Raw genomic sequence first — 15,911 nt, forward strand, 5'->3', positions numbered from 1 at the left:
GTCGACCACGACGCTACCCGTGTGGGACTCCTACGCCGCGCTTGCGATCACCACTAGCGCGAAACCGGCTCCGCGTGCGCCACCGAGTCGCGCACCGCCGCGCTCAGGCTGCGTTCGTCGGTGAGGTCGATATCGACGAGGCCGCGGACCGCGGTGGCGACCACCTCGTCAGCCTGCGGAACGGGCCCGGCCAGGCGCGGCCGGTAAACCTCGACGACCAGCGATCGATTCTCGATGTGGAACGAGAAACTTCGCCCATCACCGACTTGTCCGTATCCGCTAGCGAAAATACCTGTCGACATGTCTTCGACAGCAAACTCTTTCTGCGTCATATGACGGTCAGCGGTGACGGCCATGAGCCGACGATACCTCGCCGGTACGGCGGGAGGCGGGCAGCATGGCCCGGCGGGGCGCGACCGCGTTCCTTAGAATTTGTGTTCCACCGCCGCACCACGAGGGAAGCAATTGCTGTCACGACCAGAGCGCCGCAAGCTTACAGCTCAAAGCGGTTTGTTGAGCCTTGCGGTTTTGCTGGGTGCGACGGTCGGTTGTTCGTCGAATCCGCTTGCCGGCGCGCCGCGGACCATCGAACCCGCGCTGGCGGCCGTGTCGCCGCCGGTGTCGCAGCCGCCGGCCGGCGCGGTGCGCCCGCTGGCCGGCCACGCCGCGGCGGCGGTGCTCGATACCGGCACCCGTCAGCTGGCCGTCCTGGCGCCGGGCTCCGACCCGGCAGCGCCGGGCAGCATCACCGTGTTCGGCGACCCGCAGGCGCCACCGCGCGTCGTCGACCTACCGGGCCCGGCCACCGCGGTGACCGATGACGGCCACGGAACCGTCTACCTGGCCGCGCGTGGCGGCTACTTCGCGGTCGACCTGTCCACCGGCCGCACGACGCAGGTGAGCGTCACCGAGGCCGCCCAGACCGAGTTCACCGCGGTGGCCCAGCGCGCCGACGGCAAGCTGGTGTTGGGCAGCGCCGACGGCGCCGTCTACACCCTGGCCTCCCCCACGCCGGCCGCGGTGACCAGCGCGAGCGTCGCCAACCGCAATAAGATCTTCGCGCGCGTCGATTGGCTTGCCACACAAGGCAATACGACGGTGGTGCTGGACCGCGGGCAGACGTCGGTGACAACGATCGACGCCGACGGTCACGTCCAGCAGGCCCTGCGGGCCGGCAGGGGTGCCACCACGATGGCCGCCGACGCGCTGGGCCGGGTGCTGGTCGCCGACACCCGCGGCGGCCAGCTGCTGGTGTACGGCGTGGACCCGCTGATTCTGCGGCAGACCTACCCGGTTCCGCAGGCGCCCTACGGCCTGGCCGGTTCCCGCGCGTTAGCCTGGGTTTCGGCGACCCTTTCCAATATCGTCATTGGTTACGACCTGTCCACCGGAATTCCCGTCGAAAAGGTGCGTTACCCGACCGTGCAGCAACCCAACTCACTGGCCTTCGACGAAGCGTCAGACACTTTGTACGTGGTGTCGGGATCCGGTGCGGGAGTTCAGGTCATCGACCACGCGGCGGGTACGCGTTGACCGCGGCGCGGCACAGCCGCCTGCCCGCGGGCTGGGACACCGAGATGTCCGACGAATACGAATGGGCGCCGCTGCGGCTGCCCCCGGACGTGACCCGGGTCAGCGCGTCGACCCGATTGTCCATCGAGGCCGAATACCGCGGCTGGGAGTTGACAAGGGTACGGCTCTACACCGACGGCAGCAGACGAGTGCTGTTGCGCCGCAAGAAGTCTCGTCTAGACGGCGCCGGCTACGACGGGCGACGGCCCGACCAGCCGGAACTGTGACACCCGACCGGCCACGCGAGGGCAGCCGCCGACTGTACGGCCTGCTGCGAGGGTTGTTTTTCGTGATCCCGCCCGAACGCATCCACACGCTGGTTTTCGCCCTGCTGCGCGGAGTCACGGCCGTCGCCTGGACGCGCCGGGCCCTGCGCCGGCTGCTGGCCCCGACCGATCCGGCGCTGGCCAGCACCGTGTTCGGGGTGCGTTTCCCGGGGCCGCTTGGCCTGGCGGCCGGCTTCGACAAGGACGGCCTGGGCGTGCTCACCTGGGGCGCGCTGGGTTTCGGGCATGCCGAGGTCGGCACCGTCACCGCCCACCCGCAGCCCGGCAACCCGGCCCCCCGCATGTTCCGGCTGCCCGCCGACCGGGCGCTGCTCAACCGGATGGGTTTCAACAACCTCGGTGCCGGCGCGCTGGCGATGCGGCTCGCGCGCCAGCGGCCGGAGGTGCCGATCGGGGTCAACATCGGCAAGACGAAGGCAACGCCGGCCGATCGGGCCGTCGACGACTACCGGGCGAGCGCCCGGCTGGTGGGCCCGCTGGCCTCTTACTTGGTGGTCAACGTCAGCTCGCCGAACACCCCCGGGCTGCGTGATCTGCAGGCGGTCGAGTCGCTGCGACCCATCCTGTCGGCCGTCCTCGCGGAGACGACCACACCGGTGCTGGTGAAGATCGCGCCGGACCTCTCCGATTCCGACGTGGACGAGATCGCGGACCTGGCGGTCGAGCTGGGCCTGGCCGGCATCGTCGCCACCAACACCACGGTGTCGCGCGACGGCCTGAAAACCCCGGGGGTCGAGGCGCTGGGCGCCGGCGGCATCTCCGGGCCGCCGGTGGCGCGCCGCGCGGTCGAGGTGCTGCGCCGGCTATACCGCCGGGTCGGCGATCGCCTGGTGTTGATCGGCGTGGGCGGCATCGAGAACGCCGACGACGCCTGGGAGCGGATCACCGCGGGCGCCTCGCTGCTGCAGGGCTACACCGGCTTCATCTACGGAGGAGGCTTGTGGGCCAAGCAGATTCACGACGGCATCGCCCGGCGGCTGCACGACGGCGGGTTCGCCTCGCTTGCTGACGCGGTCGGCTCGGCGGCGCGGGGTTGAGCCCCGCGAGACTGTAACCACCGACGCATTTCCCGAGTGCACCCGTCGGTGGTTACAGTCTCGCCGTTAGGACTGTTCGTAGGTGGCGTGGATGACCGCCCGGGCGATGGCGTGCTGGAACAGGTTGAACCCCAGGAAGGCGGGGCTGGCGTCCTCGGGCAGATCCAGTTTGTCGGTGTCCACGGCGTGCACGGCGATGTAGTAGCGGTGCGGGCCATGCCCGGCCGGCGGCGCGGCGCCGAGGTAGCGGCGCAGCCCGGCGTCGTTGACCAGCGTCAGCGCGTCACCGGGCAGGTTGCTGCCGTCGCCGGCGCCCTCGGCCAGCTCGGTGACGTCGGCGGGCAGGTTGGCCACCGCCCAGTGCCAGAACCCGGAGGCCGTCGGCGCGTCGGGGTCATAGACGGTGACGGCGAAGCTGCGGGTCTCGTCCGGGAATCCCGACCAGCTCAGCTGGGGGCTGACGTCTTCACCGCCGGCGCCCATGATCCCGCTGACCTGGGGCTTGGCCAGCGGCTGGCCGTCGGTGACCGACTGCGAGGTCAACGTGAACGTCGGCAGCTTCGGCAGCGATGCGTACGGGTCGGGCGCGGTGCTCATGGCAGTCCTCTCGAATGATCGGCTTGCGTTCGTCAACTAGCAGTGGGTCAGGAAGTGGGTCAGCACATCGGTGCCGAACCGCAACGCGTCGATGGGTACCCGTTCATCGACGCCGTGGAACAGCGCGGTGAAATCCAGATCCGGCGGCAACCGCAGCGGGCTGAAGCCGAAACAGCGAATACCCAAGCGCGCGAAGGATTTCGCGTCGGTACCACCGGAGAGCATATACGGCACGGTGCGTGCGTCCGGGTCGAGCGCCAGCACGGCGTCGTTCATCGCGTCGACCAGGTCACCGTCGAAGCTGGTCTCATAGGACGAGAAGTCCTTGATCCACTCGCGGGTCACGTCGGGCCCGAGGAGCTCGTCGATCTCGGCCTCGAAGGCCTCCTTGCGGCCGGGAAGGATGCGGCAGTCCACCACCGCCTCGGCGATCGCCGGGACGACGTTGGCCTTGTACCCGGCCTTGAGCATCGTGGGGTTCGCGGTGTCGTGCAGGACGGCCTTGAGCATGCGGGCCATCGGGCCCAGCTTTTCGACCGCTCCCCGCAGGTCGCCCGAGTCGGTATCGAACGTCAGACCGGTTTCCTCGCTGACGGCCGCGAGGAACTGCGCGACGGTGTCGGTCAGGACCAGGGGAAACTGGTGGCGGCCCAGCCGGGCGACGGCCTCGGCGACGGCGGTGACGGCGTTCTGGTCGTGCACCATCGATCCGTGGCCGGCCGGGCCGCGGGCGGTGAGCCGCATCCACGACAGCCCCTTCTCGGCGGTCTCGATCAGGTAGAGCCGACGTTCGCCCCCGTCGCGGCGGGGCACGGTCAGCGAGAACCCGCCCACCTCGCCGATCGCCTCGGTGACGCCGTCGAACAGATCCGGCCGGTTGTCGACCAGCCACTGCGCCCCGTAGGTCCCGCCGTGCTCTTCGTCGGCGATGAACGCGAAGACCAGGTCGCGCGGGGGCACGATGCCGGCCCGCTTTAACTGCCGGGCCACCACGATCATCATGCCGACCATGTCCTTCATGTCGATCGCGCCGCGGCCCCAGACGAAGCCGTCTTTGACCGCGCCGGAGAACGGGTGCACGCTCCACTCGGTCGGCTCGGCCGGCACCACGTCGAGATGCCCATGGATCAGCAGCGCGCCCCGCGACGAGTCGGCACCGGGCAGGCGGGCGAAGACGTTGCCTCGGCTCGGGGCGCCGGATTCGAGGTACTGCGGCGTATAGCCGACCTCGGCGAGCTGCTCGGCGACCCAGTGGGCGCACTCGGCCTCGCCCTTCGTCGTCTCCGGTTCGCCGGTGTTGGTGGTGTCGAACCGGATCAGCTTGCTGACCACCTCGACCACGTCGTCGCTCGGGATGGTCGGCTGCTCGGTCGCCCCGCTGTGAATGGTCACAACCCCCTTTCCTACCATTGCCACGGCCGGACGGCTCGGGCCGAGCACCGAGCCGTCCCGAGGAGCTGGATTGGGTTCGCGGCGGGCGATCCGATAGCCTTAGCTGCCAACCCATGCTGGTTTGGCCTTGTCCGAGTGGCGGAATGGCAGACGCGCTAGCTTGAGGTGCTAGTGCCCTACTAATGGGCGTGGGGGTTCAAGTCCCCCCTCGGACACACGACTGAGCCGAATGGAATGAAGGCTCGCATTCATTCCTGAGGCGATGGAGTGTGTTGAGCGGCGAAGCCGCGATCACACCCACGCTGATGTCGATTGGGCATCGCTTGATGTCCTGATTCTGCCCTCCGGCGCGATGGAACGGTGTCTTACACAGTTTCATTTGTGCAGTTCAGCAATCCATGGTCTCCCAGCGTCTCGACGGTGAGCCATGAGGCACGAAGGGGCGACTTGGAGGTGCGCGGACTGATCGACTGAGCATCAGACGATATGGCACCGCCGCCGCCGCTGGCGGCACCCAGCACTCACGGTCATAGCGTGACACCCAAATCGTCGCGAACACGACCGAGGAGATCCTGCGCCAGAGCTGCGAAGCTGGGCGCTGTGGTGGGGTTGCCGCCGTCGACCGCCGCGGCGGCCTGCGGCAGAACCGAAGTAGCTGACGTGCCTTCCTTTTCGAGAAAGCCCAACGCGCGGATGCTGACATCTCGCGCGTGTGATTCGGCGATATGCAGGCGAAAACCGACAGTCAGATCATCGGTGTCGACAGCTTGAAGCAGACGCAGCATATCCAACGCGTCTTTTTGCTTGACCCGCTTGCCCTCGGCCTTGATGTCGTTGAGCCGTTCCTCGAACTTGATGATCTTGGCGACCAAGAGTGCGGCCGGTCCTGCCACATTGACCTCAACACAGCGATGATCGTCGGGGTCTAGCGCATGCAGGGTACGCGGGCCGTGGTCGACGAGGGCGGGTTCCAAACCGGCTGTGGGTCTGGCAGCCCACTTCTCGTGCCCGACCAGCCGCGCTGAGCGTGCACCTTTGGCAGTGCGGCCGGACTGAAACGGCGCAACCATGATGTCGACTGCCACTTCGCCGCGGCCCACCCATCGACCAGGGTTTGCACCCTGGTTGAAGCCCACAGCTGCCATTGCGGCAGTGATCTCAGGGCTAGTCTTCAGCGACTCCGCATTGAGGGCCAGGTCGCCGTCGGTGGTCATCGGCGGTTCAACAAAGTCGCCAGCACCAGTATGTAGATACACGGCTTGAGCGCCGACGACGATGATCGTCGGCAGGTGCCCATCGAGCGCGTCAAGAGCGTCGAGCAGTACAGCTCGCGCCGCGACATACTCCGGTGCGTGAACGAATTCATTCTCTCCAGGCATCGTCGCTCCTTGCCAATATGTCGATGAGCTGCTCAGCCTCTTGGGCGAGGCGGCCTTTGGGAAGGGTCAGCAGGTCCGCGAGCACCTGGGAGATGGGTACGACGCGCAATCCCGTCGCGGTGATGTCCACACTGGTTAGCAATGTGCGATCTCGCGGGGTCGTGATCATGACGTTGCTGGTGGCACGGTCACTGCGGACCAGCCCGAAACTGCTGGCGGCACTGGTGATGTCATCGGCGTAGAGCGTGAGCACGGTCAGAGGAACAACCGAGGTGATGTCCGCGGGAAGATACTCGCGGGCGGCAGCCGACCCGGTGGCGGTTATGTCGTCGCGCCCCCGAATTCGGTCGAGGGTGCGTGCGACACCGCGTGGCGCGATGTAGTCCAGGACGACACCATTGCCGTTGGTGAAGCTATAGTCGGTCACCCAGCGATCGAGGAGGGTGCGTTTCCGTACGCGGGTGATGGTGCCGTCCTCGGATCGCTCGATGGCGCCGGCATCGACCAGCGTTGGCATCAGTTTGGAGACCGCTGCAGCGCTGCTCGACGATAGATCCGCAAGTTCGCGGATCCCCAACGGTGGTTGTCGGTCGAGGAGGGTGCGGATGGTGCGCGCCGTAGCGGGGCCGGTGAGTCGGACGGTGGCCGTCGACTCTCGGGGCCGCGGCGGTTTGGGCGCACCCTCTAGGCGGATCAGCACCGGCGGATTGGAGGCCGTCAGACTAACCCAGCCGGTCGTATCCAGGTAGCTGATGTTGGCCTCGTCCAGTTCGCGCCGGAGCGGCGGGCTGACGTACTCGCTGACGTACAGCAGAGGAGCGTCGCCGAAGGCGGCGGCCATGGTGCGCAACTGCCTTGTGATGTCCTGCACCGAGCGGCGATTCGTCGACAGCTTTACTTCGGCCAGGAAGCTGACGGCGGCGCCGTCCTCGGTGGTCAATGTCATCCGGAAGTCGACGGCGCGGTCCGGTTCGATGCCGATCCTCCAGGACGGCGGCAGTCGCGAGCGCAGCGTCTCGACCGCTGCGTTACGTACAGCCGTTTCTCCAATCATCGCATTTCGCATCACGAGAAACATGGTACTTTGCGAAACAGGGAAAGCACAGAGGCAACGGTCACCGAGCCTGGGTCCAACAGCAGCAAGATGAGCGCCTGGCAGATGGCACAGTCCCGCATTTCGCGGAGATATTGAGTTCGCCTACTCCCAAAACAGCGGCCACTACCAGATCGGGAGCGGAACCAACGAGGTGACGCTGGCTGTCGGCAATACGGATTGGGCACGGTCTACGTGCTCACGGATCCGTCCGACATAGCCAACGTCGCGGTCATCAACAGTGCGCGAACGAATTGCTGACGGACATGTCTCGGTTCGATACAAGTAGCCGGATCATCGACGCGGCACCAGGCGACGCGGTCGTGCTGCACAACGGGAGCGAGTTCTGGGCGCTGGTGTACATCGTGAAGGTGTTCGCACGACAGGCGTTGAATCGCGAACTGGCGATCGAGTTCCGGTACGCGAGACCGCCCACCCCAAATTTCAGCGGGTTCGTCTTCCCTGGGACAGACGCGGGCCGGCGCGGGCGAGACGCCCGACCTTGCCGGCGCAGCCGCAGCCAATCGCCGGCCGCCAGAAAGCTGACTGGTCAACGACCAACTCGAAGACCCCACCGTGTCGCAGGTGGACAAGTCCCCCTCGGACACATCGTTCTTGCGGTCGGATTGACGGTGCGGCGACCAATTTCATTGGTGATCACCGGCGTAGCGGCACGGGGACGGAGTCCCCCGTCTTCTCAGCTCATCGCCATCCTGGACGGGCCCAACACTTGTCCTTAGCACTGAAGCCTCAGTCGCCGCGCGGTCCCGGGTGTCGGAGGTGCGCGTAACACTGCGTCCAAGGCGTAGCTCGCCGCCACGCCCTCTCGTCGGTTCGAACCGGAAAGGCTGACATCGTGAACGTACTTGCAGCGTGGGGCTTATTTCTCATGGGTGGATCCATTTTCATCGGGTTGACATACTCCATCGTCTCGGTGGGTTTCTCAGCGGGGATATTTCAGTACCAAACGTTGGCTGTCGACGCTTTTCGTGAGAGGTTCGCCGAGATCACCGGCGGGACGGTCGAGGATTACGTCAAAGCGATTCCACGCTTCCGCAAGTTCTTCTCCCGAATTTCCTCTGATGACGGGCCGATCAGAGGCATTGGCGACGGGGTGCGGATTCTGATAGGCAGACCGGTGCGACTGACCAACGAACGACGGTGGGAAGTCTTCGACGCGCTCCAACACGGCCCAGCGTGGCGCATAACCGAAGACACCGAAAGGCGGCTAGTTGCAGTCGCGCTCTACTGCGCGAACCTACCCATCACGCAACCGCCACCTGACAGCCTGAAGGGGAAGGCGTTTAGTGGACAGCGGCAGGCGGAATTCCTTGTCGCACAGACGAAAAACGACATCGACGACGCCCAGAGCGTCGAGGAGCTTTTCACCGTGTACCAGACTTACCGGGCGGTGGTGCGGCGCAAATGGTTCCATGCGCTTACCGGGGGACACCGAAAGATTCTCAAAGCAAGAGCAACACCACAGCTCATCTTCTGGAAGAAAATGTTCGCCTACTCCGGCGGGGGAACCGGTGCCGGTACCCTCCTTTTCCTGTATTCGGCGGCGCTCCGGAACGACACCCTGCGGCACCTATCCTGGCCCACTATCGGCGGAGGGATTGGGCTGTTCCTCTTCGCGACAGGGGTTGTGAAGTCATACAACCGAGGCCGCATGGTCGACCATGACCGTACGAAATTTCGGCTATTTGCCCAGAAACAGCCGTTGGTTGCCACAGGCGTGATGTCCGGACAGGTCGTGCTGGCATTCTTCGCCGGAATCATGATGTTGGTCTTGCTATTGCTTGCTCTGTACTTCTTCCAGGGGTTGGTGCTCGGCTTGAGCCTGAGATTGATAGGTGACCAGCCATAATCAGCCTGCTAACCCGATCGGTCTGGGCAGTCACGATGGCCCGCCTTCGAGCGCATGCATTCGCAATATTCGGCTGATGCGCGGTGCAACGAGGTAACCACACCAATAGCTCCCGCCGGCGTTCACCGCCCTAATCGCAAGCCCGCAAGTCGCGTCATAGGCGGGCACAAGCCCCCACCCTTGCTGCGGCCAGCGTATGCAACCGCGGCGATCTTAACCCCAAGTTAATCCGCAGGCTCCAAACACCTTCCCGCGCAACCGTATTGCGCTACCGCAGGCCATCCACCGAGCATGCACCTCACACGGGGGCTTTCCCACGTAGGCTGGTAGACGACCAATGAACCGACCGAACGGCTTTCTCCGGCGAACGGCGACACGCAGTTTTCGTGACCGCCGCGAGGCCGGTCGCGCGGTGGCCGAGGAGCTGACGGCCTACCGCGGCCGCGACGACGTGCTGGTGTTCGGGCTGGCGCGCGGCGGCGTGCCGGTGGCCTGGGAGATCGCCGCCGCCCTGGGTGCCCCGCTGGATGTGTTCCTGGTGCGCAAGCTGGGAGTGCCGAACTGGTCGGAGCTGGCGATGGGCGCCCTGGCCAGCGGTGGCGGCCTGGTGATGAACGACGAGGTCGTGGCCAGCTTGCGCATCACCGACGCGCAGGTGCGCGAGGTGATCGACAGCGAGACGTCCGAACTGCTCCGGCGCGAACACGCCTACCGGGGAGGCCGGCCGATCGCCGACCTGCGCGACCGGGTCGTCATCCTGGCCGACGACGGGATCGCCACCGGAGCCAGCATGCTGGCCGCCGTGCGGGCGGTGCGCGCCGCGGGCCCGAGATCAATCACCGTTGCGGTCCCGGTGGGGCCGGAGTCGACCTGCCGCGACCTCGCGCGGGAGGCCGACGACGTGGTGTGCGCGACGATGCCGCCCGGATTCGAGGCGGTCGGGCAGGTCTACGACGACTTTCATCAGGTCAGTGACGACGAGGTGCGCGAGCTGCTCGCCACGCCGACCACCTGAGCGTTACTTGGCGGGCTCGTCGCTGCGGCCGTCGGCCGCGACGCTGGACTCCTCGGTCGGCTCGGTGGCGGCCTCCGGTTCGCCCTGCGCGGGCACTTCCTCGGGGTAGTCGACGTAGTCGTCCTCGTCGGGATGGGTCTCGCCCGCATCCTGATCTTCGTCACCGCCGGGCGGGCGCTGCTGGCGCTCCCGCAGGGCGTCGAGGATCAACAGGACCACACCCACCACGCTGGCGGCGATGCACACCCAGGCGACCAGCTCGTTGCTCGTGACGACGGCGAACACCAACGCGACGAGCCCGATCAGGGCCAATACCAGCGCAATGACGAGCATCGGGCATCCTCCAGGCGACGAGCGGGACTGCGGTGTTCAAGACCTAGTGTGCCAACCCCGAAGCTCGGCGAGCGTCCGGCACGGCTGAAAGACTAGTTGTTGCCCCGGTTGAATTGCTCGAACCCGCCGGCATCCGCGCTGGAGTCCACGGGCGCCGCCGACCCTCGCTGGCCGAGCTCCTCGAGCTGAGACTCCAGGTAGGTCTTGAGCCGGGTGCGGTATTCACGCTCGAAGGTGCGGAGCTGCTCGAGGCGACCTTCCAGCACCGTGCGCTGCTGGTTGATGGTGCCCATGATCTCGGAATGCTTGCGTTCGGCGTCGGCCTGCAGGGCGTCGGCCTTCTCCTGGGCCTGGCGCAACTGGGTCTCCGAGCGGGACTGCGCGTCCGCCAACATCGCGTCGGCGCGCTGCCGCGCCTCGGCCACCGTGGTCTCGGCGGTGCTGCGGGCCTCGCTGAGAATCTGGTCGGCGTTGGCGCGGGCGTCGGACAGCATCTTCTCCGACTCGGCCTGCGCGGTGCTGGTGAGCCGGTCGGCGGTGTCTTGGGCCAGGCTCAGCACCCGAGCGGCCTTCATGGCCTGTTCCTCGTTGTTGACCGCCGCGGCCGGTGCGGCGGGCGCGGCGGCGGCCTTGACGGGCTCCGGCTCGGGCTCGCGGACAGGGATGGCCTGCGTGGGCGCGGCGGCCGCGGCCGGGGCGGCGGCCCCGCCGCCGGACGCCAGCTCCTGGTCGAGCTCTTCGATCCGTTGGCGCAGATCGCTGTTCTCTTCGATGAGTCGCGTCAGCTCGGCTTCCACCAGATCGAGGAAGGCATCCACCTCGTCTTCGTTGTAGCCCCGCTTGCCGATCGGTGGCTTACTGAACGCCACATTGTGGACGTCGGCTGGTGTAAGCGGCATTGTTTCGTCCCCTCAAGTTCCTGTCGAACGTTCTGGAAAGTGTAGAACGCAGTGGTAGCCGTAGTGCAACTGCCGTCCATCCTGTCACACCAGGCGCGACGGTTGCTGATTAGCCCAATAAATAAGAGCCAATTTCAAACAATGAGGCCAATAAAATCCGAAACCTTAGAAATTTTAAATCGCGGGAACCAAACCGACGCTAAAACGTGTCCGGACCGTCTCCGGGACGGAACGGGGGCTCAGGCCGCGGGCCGGAATCGGGTCACGCCGCGGCGCCGAACGCCAGCTGCATCCCGATGAACGCGACCAGCAACAGCACCATGATCGACAGGTCGAAGCGGACCGCTCCGATGGTGAGCTGGGGGATCAACCGGCGCAGCAGCTTCACGGGCGGATCGGTGATCGACATGATGATCTCCAGCACCACCACGGTGATCCCGGTGGGATGCCAGTCCCGGCTGAACGAGCGGATGAACTCAACGACGACCCGAGCGATGAGCAGCAGCCAGAAAATGAAGAGCGCAAACCCAAGGATCTGAAAGAACAACACCAACTGAAGTGCCCCGACCTTATCGATGAGATGCCAAGCGCCGCGGACGTGCGCGGCGCCTGCCAGCCTACCGACTCCGGGTTACCGGCCCCACCTCACGTGGCCTCGGGAGTCGTTCAACCATCCGAGTGCGCGATCGGCCGCCCGAGACGAGCCATCGCCGAGCGCGGCGGGTGCGTCTATTGGTAAGCGTAGAAACCGGTTTCGGCGATCCGGCGACGCTCCTCCGGGGACACGTCCACGTCGGCGGGCGACAGCAGGAACACCTTGGTCGCCACCTTGTCGAAGGAACCGCGCAGCGCGAAGGCCAGGCCGGCCGCGAAGTCGACGAGTCGCTTCGCGTCGGCGTTGTCCATCGACACCAGGTCCATGATGACCGGGGTGCCGTCGCGGAAACGCTCGCCGATGGTGCGGGCCTCGCTGTAGTCCTTCGGCCGCAATGTGGTGATCTTCGACAGCGGGTGGCCCTCTTCGAACATCATCGCCATCCGGCGCGGGTCCATCGCCAGCGCGCCGCGGGTGGAGTTGCGCAACCACGAGCCGAAGCGGGGTCCGCCCCTCTCGGCCCGGTCGAACTCGCGGGGGTGCACGGCGCCGTAGCGCGGCTCCTCGCCGTAGCCACCGCGGTAGCCCGCGGGCGGCACGTAGTCGGCCGGCTCGCGGCGCGGGTCGTCGTAGTCGTCGCCGTCGTAGCGGCCGTATCCCTGGAAAGTCTCGTCAAATCGCGGGCGCGGGAAACCGCGGGACGGCGCGCGGTCGTCGTAATACTCGTCTTCGTAGTCGTCCATTGGGGCCATACCGAAATAGGCCTTGACTTTGTGCAGTGTGCTCATTGCGTTGACCCTTCTAGCCCCTGGGATTCCTGGTGTTAGTGATAAAGCTGTTACTGCAGTGACTACTTACGGTGACGGTAACCTCCGACGGCCCAATAGGGCGGTACCGACACGCACACATGTCGATCCGTGTTTGACGGCGATTTCGAAGTCGTCGGACATGCCGGCGGACAGGCCGACCGCGTTCCGGTGCGTCTCGAGCACCCGCCGATGTTCGGATTGGAGCCGGTCAAAGGCCTCGTCGGGATCGGAGTTCAGCGGCGGGATGGCCATCAGGCCGGCCAGATCCAGATTGGTCGCCTCCTCGACCTGCGCGCACATCTGGTCGACGGCCCCTGGCCGGGAGATGTCGACGCCGCCGCGGGACTCGTCGCCGTCGAGGCTTACCTGAACATAGATCCGCATCGGTTCGGTGCGGCGGCCTTCGGCCAGCGCCGCCGCGACGCCCCGGTCGAGCGCGGTCACCAGGTGCGCACTGTCGACCGAGTGGGCGGTGTGGGCCCAACGGGCCACCGACCGCGCCTTGTTCCGCTGGATATGACCCACCATGTGCCAGCGCGGATTTCCCACGTTCGACCGTTCAGAAGCCGCCAGCAGCCGAGTGACCTCGGCCACTTTTGCCGTCGCTTCCTGGTCCCGCGATTCGCCGACGGCCCGGCAACCCAATCGGGACAAAGTCACGACGTCGGTTGCTGGAAAAAACTTGGTCACCGGTAAAACTTCGATCTCCCCGACATTGCGGCCCGCCGCTTCGGCCGCCGCGGCAAGGCGTGAGCGCACCGCCGCCAATGCGTGGGTCAATTCCGATTCGCGGTCTCCCCCATTGGACATGTCCACCGCCATCGCGGTCACTCCATCCAGACCAGCGAGGCCAGCCGGCCCGTCGGTGCATCCCGGCGGTGGCTGAACAATGTCGGGTCGGCCACCGTGCACCGCGGATCGATGTCGATTGCGGTGACGCCCAAACCCTTGAGCTGGCAAGCGATTCCGGCCCGCAGATCGAGTCCGGGCGTTCCGGCCGCGGTGGTGGTGCGGCTGCCGGGCAGCGCCGCTTCGACCTCGTCGGCCATCGCCGCCGGCACCTCGTAGTTCTGGCCGCTGACGGCCGGACCGAGCAGGGCCGAGATGTCCTCGGGCTGCGCTCCCAGTTCGAGCATCGCCGCCACGGTGCGCGCCACCACGCCGCGCTGGGCGCCGACGCGCCCCGCGTGCACCGCCGCGGCCACACCGGCGCGCGCGTCGGCCATCAATACCGGAACGCAGTCGGCGGTCACCACCGCCAGCGCCAGTCGCGCGGTTCGGGTCACCAGCGCATCGGTGTCTTCGAGCGTGGCCTCCGGTGGTCCGTCGACCACCTCGACCCGATCACCGTGGACCTGGTTCATCCACACCACGCGCCCGGGGCGCAGGCCGACGGCGCCCGCCAGCCGTGCCCGGTTTTCGGCGACCGCCGCCGGGTCGTCACCAACGTGGTCACCCAGATTGAAGGTGTCGAAGGGGGGCTTCGAGACACCACCGGCGCGGGTGGTGGTCACCCGCCGGATGCGAACGCTCACGTGACCAGTATCCGGAAGCCCTTGCCCGCCAGGCTGCATCGACGTAGGGCCCCTATGCTTCGACGCCGGTTTGTCGCGCAGTGGCAAGCAAATCGAGACCTCAGCGGCGCATGAACGGCGGCACATCGACGTCGTCGTCATCGCCGCCGATATTCAAGGTCGAACCGTTCGTGTGCACCGGCACGCTGACCGCGTCGACCGGTTCGAACAACGTCGAGGTGAGCTTGCCGGCCTTCGCCGACTCGATGCGGTGCGCGCCGACCTTCTCTTCCTTGTCGGCGTTGCCGCCGATGACGGGTTTGCGGCCGGGGCCGGTGGCGTCGAATCCCGCCGCGATGACGGTGACGCGCACCTCGTCGCCCAGCGAGTCGTCGATGACGGTACCGAAGATGATGTTGGCGTCCTGGTGCGCGGCGTCCTGCACCAGCGAGGCCGCCTCGTTGATCTCGAACAGCCCCAGGTCGCTGCCACCGGCGATCGACATCAGCACGCCCTGCGCGCCTTCCATCGACGCCTCCAGCAGCGGGGAGTTGATGGCGATCTCGGCGGCTTTGAGCGAGCGGCCCTCGCCGCGCGCCGAGCCGATGCCCATCAGCGCGGTGCCGGCGCCGGACATGATGCCCTTGACGTCGGCGAAGTCGACGTTGATCAGGCCCGGGGTGGTGATCAGGTCCGTGATGCCCTGGACACCGTTGAGCAGCACCTCGTCGGCGCTGCGGAAGGCGTCCATGAGCGACACCGCGGCGTCACCCATCTGCAGCAGCCGGTCGTTGGGGATCACGATCAGGGTGTCGCAGCTCTCCCGCAGCGACGCGATGCCGCTTTCGGCCTGGTTGCCGCGCCGCTTGCCCTCGAACGAGAACGGCCGGGTGACCACTCCGACGGTCAGCGCGCCCAGCTTGCGGGCGATGCTGGCGACGACGGGGGCCCCGCCGGTGCCGGTCCCGCCGCCCTCACCGGCGGTGACGAACACCATGTCCGCCCCGCGCAGCAGCTCTTCGATTTCGTCCTTGGCGTCCTCGGCGGCCCTGCGCCCGACCTCCGGGTCGGCGCCGGCGCCCAGCCCGCGGGTGGAGTCGCGCCCGACGTCGAGTTTGACGTCGGCGTCACTCATCAACAGCGCCTGCGCGTCGGTGTTGATCGCGATGAACTCGACGCCTTTGAGGCCCTGTTCGATCATTCGGTTGACGGCGTTGACGCCGCCGCCACCGATACCCACGACCTTGATCACGGCCAGGTAGTTGTGCGGGGGGGTCATCATTCGTCTTCCTCCCTGATGGGCTCGGCTCTCCCGGTGGTGGGCTCCTCCGGACGTTCGCGGTCCTTCCTGGCAAACCCTCAACCTCAACCATAGAGTTAGAGTTATGTCAAGTAGTTCCGCGCAACCAGAACGGTATGGGCATGGCGCGCGCTAACCCCGCAGGCGCGCCGACGCGCGTCCCGCAAATTTTGCCCATTTTTCCGCCGCTGAGCGGGCGTGAGCGCTGCTCGACGGCGC

16 protein-coding genes, 1 tRNA gene and 1 pseudogene are annotated in these 15,911 nt (G+C 66.6%); 6 read left to right on the forward strand and 12 right to left on the reverse strand.

Features of this window, described 5'->3' with window-relative positions; translation table 11 throughout:
• Window positions 1–53: 53 nt before the first annotated feature.
• A complete protein-coding gene (locus JF781_RS11445; protein WP_225330354.1) occupies window positions 54–356 on the reverse strand; it encodes a hypothetical protein in 303 nt (100 codons plus the stop codon).
• Between the two features lie 109 nt (window positions 357–465).
• On the opposite strand from JF781_RS11445, the gene JF781_RS11450 reads away from it, so the two are divergent.
• Genes JF781_RS11450 through JF781_RS11460 form a run of 3 tightly spaced genes read left to right on the forward strand, consistent with a single transcriptional unit; the run spans window position 466 to window position 2,896 of the window.
• Window positions 466–1,533: a YncE family protein gene (locus JF781_RS11450; RefSeq protein ID WP_225341167.1), complete on the forward strand. Its 1,068-nt coding sequence runs from the start codon at window positions 466–468 to the stop codon at window positions 1,531–1,533.
• On the forward strand, window positions 1,530–1,799 hold the full coding sequence (locus JF781_RS11455; RefSeq protein ID WP_225330236.1) for a DUF5703 family protein: 270 nt from the start codon (window positions 1,530–1,532) through the stop codon (window positions 1,797–1,799). The genes JF781_RS11450 and JF781_RS11455 overlap by 4 nt, the downstream gene beginning before the upstream one ends.
• Before the next feature lie 32 nt (window positions 1,800–1,831).
• Window positions 1,832–2,896: a quinone-dependent dihydroorotate dehydrogenase gene (locus tag JF781_RS11460; RefSeq protein WP_225330248.1), complete on the forward strand. Its 1,065-nt coding sequence runs from the start codon at window positions 1,832–1,834 to the stop codon at window positions 2,894–2,896.
• A 66-nt stretch (window positions 2,897–2,962) separates the two neighbouring features.
• Here the strand turns inward: JF781_RS11460 and JF781_RS11465 are convergent, their stop codons facing one another.
• Complete coding sequence (locus JF781_RS11465; protein WP_225330237.1) at window positions 2,963–3,493, reverse strand: YbhB/YbcL family Raf kinase inhibitor-like protein; 531 nt, start codon at window positions 3,491–3,493, stop codon at window positions 2,963–2,965.
• A 36-nt stretch (window positions 3,494–3,529) separates the two neighbouring features.
• Window positions 3,530–4,903, reverse strand: a complete 1,374-nt coding sequence (locus JF781_RS11470) for a M20/M25/M40 family metallo-hydrolase (RefSeq protein ID WP_225330249.1) — start codon at window positions 4,901–4,903, stop codon at window positions 3,530–3,532.
• A gap of 111 nt (window positions 4,904–5,014) precedes the next feature.
• Between JF781_RS11470 and JF781_RS11475 the strand changes: the two genes are divergently transcribed.
• A tRNA-Leu gene (locus JF781_RS11475) sits at window positions 5,015–5,100 on the forward strand.
• 312 nt (window positions 5,101–5,412) lie between these two features.
• Here JF781_RS11475 and JF781_RS11480 read toward each other — a convergent pair.
• Both JF781_RS11480 and JF781_RS11485 read right to left on the reverse strand, forming a co-directional pair.
• Window positions 5,413–6,264: a hypothetical protein gene (locus JF781_RS11480; protein ID WP_225330238.1), complete on the reverse strand. Its 852-nt coding sequence runs from the start codon at window positions 6,262–6,264 to the stop codon at window positions 5,413–5,415.
• Window positions 6,248–7,330, reverse strand: a complete 1,083-nt coding sequence (locus tag JF781_RS11485) for a hypothetical protein (RefSeq protein ID WP_225330250.1) — start codon at window positions 7,328–7,330, stop codon at window positions 6,248–6,250. Before JF781_RS11485 ends, JF781_RS11480 begins: the two co-directional genes overlap by 17 nt.
• Before the next feature lie 883 nt (window positions 7,331–8,213).
• On the opposite strand from JF781_RS11485, the gene JF781_RS11490 reads away from it, so the two are divergent.
• Both JF781_RS11490 and JF781_RS11495 read left to right on the forward strand, forming a co-directional pair.
• Window positions 8,214–9,227 carry a hypothetical protein gene (locus JF781_RS11490; protein ID WP_225330239.1) on the forward strand — a complete coding sequence of 338 codons (1,014 nt, stop codon included), beginning with the start codon at window positions 8,214–8,216 and terminating at the stop codon, window positions 9,225–9,227.
• Between the two features lie 331 nt (window positions 9,228–9,558).
• A pseudogene (locus tag JF781_RS11495) lies at window positions 9,559–10,242 on the forward strand (phosphoribosyltransferase); the annotation flags it as partial.
• Window positions 10,243–10,245: 3 nt separating this feature from the next.
• On the opposite strand, the gene JF781_RS11500 reads toward JF781_RS11495, so the two are convergent.
• From JF781_RS11500 to ftsZ, 7 genes are all read right to left on the reverse strand, one after another.
• Window positions 10,246–10,575 (reverse strand): phage holin family protein, encoded by a 330-nt coding sequence (locus tag JF781_RS11500; RefSeq protein ID WP_225330240.1) that lies wholly within the window; start codon window positions 10,573–10,575, stop codon window positions 10,246–10,248.
• 92 nt (window positions 10,576–10,667) lie between these two features.
• The gene (locus tag JF781_RS11505; RefSeq protein ID WP_225330241.1) at window positions 10,668–11,474 is read right to left on the reverse strand and encodes a DivIVA domain-containing protein; all 807 of its coding nucleotides are present in this window, start codon (window positions 11,472–11,474) and stop codon (window positions 10,668–10,670) included.
• Window positions 11,475–11,736: 262 nt separating this feature from the next.
• Window positions 11,737–12,027, reverse strand: a complete 291-nt coding sequence (locus tag JF781_RS11510) for a YggT family protein (RefSeq protein ID WP_003878110.1) — start codon at window positions 12,025–12,027, stop codon at window positions 11,737–11,739.
• Window positions 12,028–12,203: 176 nt separating this feature from the next.
• Window positions 12,204–12,857 carry a cell division protein SepF gene (locus JF781_RS11515; protein ID WP_225330242.1) on the reverse strand — a complete coding sequence of 218 codons (654 nt, stop codon included), beginning with the start codon at window positions 12,855–12,857 and terminating at the stop codon, window positions 12,204–12,206.
• A 66-nt stretch (window positions 12,858–12,923) separates the two neighbouring features.
• On the reverse strand, window positions 12,924–13,700 hold the full coding sequence (locus JF781_RS11520) for a YggS family pyridoxal phosphate-dependent enzyme (protein WP_225330243.1): 777 nt from the start codon (window positions 13,698–13,700) through the stop codon (window positions 12,924–12,926).
• A 5-nt stretch (window positions 13,701–13,705) separates the two neighbouring features.
• Window positions 13,706–14,413, reverse strand: a complete 708-nt coding sequence (pgeF, locus tag JF781_RS11525; RefSeq protein WP_225330244.1) for a peptidoglycan editing factor PgeF — start codon at window positions 14,411–14,413, stop codon at window positions 13,706–13,708.
• A 100-nt stretch (window positions 14,414–14,513) separates the two neighbouring features.
• A complete protein-coding gene (gene ftsZ / locus JF781_RS11530) occupies window positions 14,514–15,671 on the reverse strand; it encodes a cell division protein FtsZ (protein WP_225330251.1) in 1,158 nt (385 codons plus the stop codon).
• Between the last annotated feature and the right edge of the window lie 240 nt (window positions 15,672–15,911).

The organism is Mycobacterium sp. WUMAC-067 (assembly GCF_020217485.1).
Classification (GTDB): domain Bacteria; phylum Actinomycetota; class Actinomycetes; order Mycobacteriales; family Mycobacteriaceae; genus Mycobacterium.

Excerpts from the sequence above, each read along its gene's own strand:
- JF781_RS11445 (WP_225330354.1), bottom strand. The coding sequence starts at position 356 with ATGGCCGTCACCGCTGACCGTCATATGACGCAGAAAGAGTTTGCTGTC.
- JF781_RS11465 (WP_225330237.1), bottom strand. The coding sequence starts at position 3,493 with ATGAGCACCGCGCCCGACCCGTACGCATCGCTGCCGAAGCTGCCGACG.
- JF781_RS11470 (WP_225330249.1), bottom strand. The coding sequence starts at position 4,903 with ATGGTAGGAAAGGGGGTTGTGACCATTCACAGCGGGGCGACCGAGCAG.
- JF781_RS11480 (WP_225330238.1), bottom strand. The coding sequence starts at position 6,264 with ATGCCTGGAGAGAATGAATTCGTTCACGCACCGGAGTATGTCGCGGCG.
- JF781_RS11485 (WP_225330250.1), bottom strand. The coding sequence starts at position 7,330 with ATGCGAAATGCGATGATTGGAGAAACGGCTGTACGTAACGCAGCGGTC.
- JF781_RS11500 (WP_225330240.1), bottom strand. The coding sequence starts at position 10,575 with ATGCTCGTCATTGCGCTGGTATTGGCCCTGATCGGGCTCGTCGCGTTG.
- JF781_RS11505 (WP_225330241.1), bottom strand. The coding sequence starts at position 11,474 with ATGCCGCTTACACCAGCCGACGTCCACAATGTGGCGTTCAGTAAGCCA.
- JF781_RS11515 (WP_225330242.1), bottom strand. The coding sequence starts at position 12,857 with ATGAGCACACTGCACAAAGTCAAGGCCTATTTCGGTATGGCCCCAATG.
- JF781_RS11520 (WP_225330243.1), bottom strand. The coding sequence starts at position 13,700 with ATGGCGGTGGACATGTCCAATGGGGGAGACCGCGAATCGGAATTGACC.
- ftsZ (WP_225330251.1), bottom strand. The coding sequence starts at position 15,671 with ATGACCCCCCCGCACAACTACCTGGCCGTGATCAAGGTCGTGGGTATC.